At 59.6% G+C, this 2,506-nt stretch carries 3 protein-coding genes; all 3 read left to right on the forward strand.

Annotation, left to right across the window (positions count from 1 at the left end):
* Nucleotides 1-1,047, forward strand: a 1,047-nt coding sequence (locus ACOSYY_RS16435; protein WP_421663804.1) for a hypothetical protein, incomplete at its 5' end; no start/stop codon positions are given.
* Between the two features lie 38 nt (nucleotides 1,048-1,085).
* Nucleotides 1,086-1,967, forward strand: a complete 882-nt coding sequence (locus tag ACOSYY_RS16440) for a DNA adenine methylase (protein ID WP_421663806.1) — start codon at nucleotides 1,086-1,088, stop codon at nucleotides 1,965-1,967.
* A gap of 254 nt (nucleotides 1,968-2,221) precedes the next feature.
* A partial coding sequence (locus ACOSYY_RS16445; protein ID WP_421663808.1) for a hypothetical protein occupies nucleotides 2,222-2,506 on the forward strand: 285 nt, incomplete at its 3' end.

Here is a 2,506-nt window from a genome sequence, read left to right on the forward strand (position 1 = left end):
GAAGTGTTCCCCAGCAAAGTATTGGAACAAATCGGCAAAGAGACGGGCGAGCAGGCCATCGCACGCGCCCGCCACAACCGCGCTCAGAAGGGCGCTTCCGAGCCTGCGCTTGACCTGCTGGAAAAATTCCTAAAGAGCGCAACGAACATTACCCCTGAGCAGAGAGACCGTTGGGCTGGGGACTATCCTCTCACCGTACTTGAAGAGGCGACTAAGCGTATTTCACAGCGATTCGGGGCGTCCTCTGCGAGAGAACTCGCGGACACGTACCCCAGCCTCAAGCAGCATCAGCCTGCGCTTGACGCGATGCTTCGCGATATCGGCATGAAGGAGCTCGGCTTCGACAAGATTCGCAATGCGACGATAGACTTCGCCGAGAGTTATGGGATTCCCGGGTTGAGTCCGCCGAAGGCGCCGTCCGGTGGTGCGCCGTCCGGTGGTGCGCCGTCCGGTGGTGCGCCGTCCGGTGGTGCGCCGTCCGGTGGCGCGCCTGGCACGGCCGCCCCTACTGGACCGCCGACTCCTGGTTCGACCAAGCCTGCTGCGCCCAAGCCGAGCAAGGTTAAGGCAGTTGGGATTACCGATCCCAAAGCGGTGATGCGCGCTCTCAAGGACTTTGCGCCGGTGGGCAAAAACCGAGAGAAGGTAGTCACCTTGCTTGACGAAGCCCGCCGACTCACCTTGAGCAAGCACCCCCATTCGTTCTGCTTTCTGCTCAGGAGCATGTTTGAGATTTCCGCAAAGGCTTATTGCTCCGACCACTCTGCCGTCCTTGGCGGCCCTAAAGCGCTAAAGGCCGATGGCTCCGAGAGACACCTCGTCGAAATCCTGAAAGACGTTACCGGCCATCTGACCTCTAACGGGTCCGACATGGAGAAGAAGAAAGTTCTTCATGGGGCGATGGCCGAACTCGCGAAGCCGTCCGGATTCCTTTCGGTGACGTCGATGAACCAGCTGGTGCATAACCCAAAGTTCTCCGTCACGGACCAGCACATCTCGGCCTTGTTCAGCCACGTCTTTCCTTTGCTTGAAGCGATGAACGCCTGAGCAATAGAAGATCACTAAAACGGCAGCGACCAAATCACATGCACCGCTACAACACTCCCCTGCGTTATCCGGGCGGAAAACAAAAGATTGCTCCATTCGTCGCTGAGTTGATGGAGCTAAATGGGCTGTCCGGAAGCGACTACGTAGAGCCGTACGCGGGGGGGGCTGGAGTCGCCATGGAGCTGCTCTTGGGCGGGGTAGCTGGACGAATCCACCTAAATGATTCCTGTCCATCACTCTTCGCCTTCTGGCGCAGTGTTCTCGATGAGACGGAATCGCTTTGTCGAATGATCTCCTCGGCCTCTTTGAGCATCGATGAGTGGCGTCGACAACGAGCGATCTTCCAACGCCCACAGGACCATGAACCTCTAGCCGTCGGGTTTAGCCTCTTCTATCTAAATCGCTGCAATCGCTCTGGCATCCCTCGCGGAGGGTTGATTGGCGGACTGAACCAAGTAGGCAATTGGAAGATGGATGCTCGGTTCACCCGGAACGAGCTCATCCGCCGCATCGAAGTCATTGCCGCACGACGGAGCGACATCTTCGTTTCCAATAGAGATGCTGAGGATTTTATCGCCAACCAAATCCCAACGCTCAAGGGAAGTGTATTCGTTTACTGCGATCCGCCGTATTATCACAAGGCCGAGCGCCTCTACCAAAACCACTACAAGCCACAGGATCACGCTCGGATTGCGCGTGTAATCCAACAACAAATCAGGGGGCCCTGGATCGTTTCGTACGACAGTGCCCCTGAGATTATTGGCTACTACTCTCGCCGCCGCTCTTTCCTGTACGATCTTCAATACAACGCATCGCGCGCCTACAAGGGCACGGAGGTCTTCGTCATCTCGGATGACCTTGTCGTCCCGGACACCTCCAGTGTGTCTTGCATCAACGCGGCTCTTGCCGAGATTGCTTAGTCCGGTCGGTCCCCCGCCTTCCCGCCCTGGATCACCCGCAGCACCGGCTTCGCGGGTTTCACCGCCGGTCCCCGCCCCAAGCAGTAGTCCATGGCGCGCAACACGAGGCCGATCTCGTCGATCGTGATGAGCCCCGCCCGCCGGCCTTCGGTTCAGGCGACACGGGCGGTTCGCGGTGCGGCCGATGTTGCCGCCAGTGGTCGAAGCGACCGACCCAAGAATAATCGCCGCTGCCTGCTCGTGCCGCTGGCACCATGAAGAACCATCACACCACGAACCTCACCCCAGCGCTTGCGGTCGCGGGGCTGCTCTCCGGTGGGACCGCATTCGGGCAGTCGTTGGGCGGAGGTCTCGCGCCCGGCAACGCGAACATCGTCCACACGATCGACGTCGCCCGTCCGATCGATCACACCGCAACGCCTCCCAGCCGGCCGCGCGTGAGCGAGATTCAGACCTATCAGGGACAGTCACCTGCGTCTTCCGCCCCGCTCGGACCAACGATTTCACCGGCCGACCTCACCCACCCTCGGGTCGAGGAC

This window comes from Nitrospira sp. BLG_2 (assembly GCF_049222245.1).

What these genes read in the sequence shown, in the direction of transcription:
- ACOSYY_RS16440 (WP_421663806.1), top strand. Translation starts at nt 1,086, where the DNA reads ATGCACCGCTACAACACTCCCCTGCGTTATCCGGGCGGAAAACAAAAG.